This is a genomic window from Variovorax sp. 20P10.2.4 (assembly GCF_058244205.1).
Map to the genome: position 1 here is coordinate 1 of NZ_JBZAYE010000904.1, position 2,319 is coordinate 2,319.

2 protein-coding genes are annotated in these 2,319 nt (G+C 70.2%); one reads left to right on the plus strand and one right to left on the minus strand.

The features are described from left to right. Positions 1 to 161 precede the first annotated feature (161 nt). On the plus strand, positions 162 to 1,085 hold the full coding sequence (locus AC27VN_RS39210; RefSeq protein ID WP_490880173.1) for an SDR family oxidoreductase: 924 nt from the start codon (positions 162 to 164) through the stop codon (positions 1,083 to 1,085). 19 nt (positions 1,086 to 1,104) lie between these two features. On the opposite strand, the gene AC27VN_RS39215 is transcribed toward AC27VN_RS39210, so the two are convergent. Then, positions 1,105 to 2,319, minus strand: a 1,215-nt coding sequence (locus AC27VN_RS39215; RefSeq protein WP_490880174.1) for an esterase-like activity of phytase family protein, incomplete at its 5' end; no start/stop codon positions are given.

A 2,319-nucleotide genomic window follows, 5' to 3' on the forward strand; every position in this document is an offset into this window, starting at 1 on the left:
CAGCGGCTTCTACGACCAGTCGCACATGGTCAACGAGTTCCGTGCGCTGTGCGGCGTCACGCCCACCGAGTTCCTGGGCCGCGCGATTGCGGGTTCTTCCAAGACGCCGGCGTGAGGCGGCGCTACCTTCGGCGCTTCTTTCCTTTTCAGCGAGCCCACCGATGACCGACCAGCCCACGGGTGCGAATGCACTGCCCTCCCTGCAAGGCCGCGTGGCCGTGGTCACGGGCGCGAGCCGTGGCGCGGGGCGCGGCATCGCGCTCGAACTCGGCGCGGCCGGCGCCACCGTCTACGTCACGGGCCGCAGCACGCGCGCGCAGCCCGCGGACAGCTATGGCCAGATCCTCGCGCTGTCCGGCATGCAGCGCGTGCCCGGCAGCATCGAGGACACGGCCGAGGAGGTCACGCGCCTCGGCGGCCAGGGCGTGGCGGTGCGCTGCGACCATGCCGACGAAGCGCAGGTGCAGGCGCTGTTCGCGCGCGTCGAGCGCGAGGCCGGCCGGCTCGACCTGCTGGTCAACAACGCCTGGGGCGGCCACGAGAGCTTCAACGGCGTGTTCGAGGCGCCGTTCTGGGAGCATCCGCTGTCGAACTGGGAGGCCATGTTCGACCGCGGCGTGCGCAACCATCTCGTGGCCAGCCGCTGCGCCGCGCCGCTGCTGGTGCGCCAGGGCCATGGCCTGATCGCCACCACCACCTTCTGGGACCGCGACCGCTACCTGCGCGGCAGCCTGTTCTACGACCTCGCCAAGGCCGCGATGACGCGGCTGGCCTTCGGCATGGCGCAGGACCTGCGCGCGCATGGCGTGGCCTCGCTCGCGGTGTCGCCGGGCTGGATGCGCACCGAGTTCGTGCTGGCCGGCCACCAGACCGACGAGGCGCACTGGCACGAGCGGCCCGCGCTCGCGCGCACCGAATCGCCGCGCTACATCGGGCGCGCCATCGTGGCGCTGGCCGGCGACGCGAACGTGATGCACAAGACCGGCCGCGCGTTGCGCGTGGGCGACCTCGCGCGCGAGTACGGCTTCACCGACATCGACGGCCGGCAGGTCGCGCCCTTCGAGATGGAGGACGGCGGCAGCTGAGGCGCCGCCGTCCCTCGGCTCACTTCGCGGCGCGGTCGAACAGCGCCTGGTCGAAGCGGATCGTGATCACCTCGGTGTCGTCGGGGTTGCCCGGCAGGCGTCCGTCCTCGGTCGGGAAGTTCGAATCGATCGCCACCGCGAGCGTGTGCGCATCCACCACCTCCACGCTCTCGATCGAGTCGAAGGGCATGCTGAAGCGGCCGGCCGCCACGTTGGGCAGCGGGCCGCCGATGCCCTTCGGGTCGGCGATGTCGAGCAGGTCCACCAGCAGCGTCTTCTTGAGCGCGCCGTCGGCATCCTTCACGTTGAGGTCGACGAGGTAGAGGCGCTTGACCACCGCCTTGGTGCCGAACAGGCTGTCGCGCTCGATCAGCACGAAGCGGCTGCCGCCGACGTTCGTCATGTCGCCGATCACGATCTGGTTGTCCTTGGCCGGCCCGTCCTTCTTGTAGACCAGGGTCTTGCCGGTGTAGAGCATCGCGGCCGGATCGAACTCGAAGAAGTTCAGGTAGCGCTCGTCGTCGGCCACCGGGCGCAGCGACGCCAGCGAGGGCGCGGCCTCGGGCACGGCGTAGAGCCGGCTGCGGTCGGCGTTGAAGGCCAGGCTCTCGAAGCCGCGGCTCGACAGCGAGGTGGCGCTGACGGTGCCGGCCATCACCTCGGGGTGCGAGGGGCTGCGCAGGAAGGGATGCGGCACCGGGTCGGCCATCAGCGTGCCGTCCTTGTCGAAATGCAGGATGTAGGGGCCGAACTCCTCGCCGACGAAGTAGCTGCCGTCGGGTGCGCGCGCGATCGATTCCACGTCGAGGTCGAAGCCCGTGAGCAGCCGGCCGCTGCGGATGCGCGCATCGACCGCGATGCCGCTGTCGACCAGGGTGTTGCCCGACAGCGTCTGGTAGTTGGCGAAGTCGGCCGTGATCTTCAGGTCCACGCCCTTGCCGTCCTTGAGGAAGCCCTTGGCATCGTTGAAGGCCACGTGGCGGTTGACCGTGATCGCGCCCGGGCGGCTGCTGCCGTCGGCCATGGTGCGCAACGCGATGCTCACGTTGTAGAAGCCGATCACGAAGTCGGCCGAGTTGCCCTTGCTGCCATAGCCGTTGTCGGGCAGGGCGGTCCAGCTGCCGTCATCGTTCTTCAGCAGTGCCGAGAAGCCCGGGATCGGCTGGCCGTTGACGAAGGGCGGCGCCACGCCGAGCGCGGCGGTGATGAACTGGCCCGAGGTCGGGCCGCTCCA

Excerpts from the sequence above, each read along its gene's own strand:
- AC27VN_RS39210 (WP_490880173.1), top strand. The coding sequence starts at position 162 with ATGACCGACCAGCCCACGGGTGCGAATGCACTGCCCTCCCTGCAAGGC.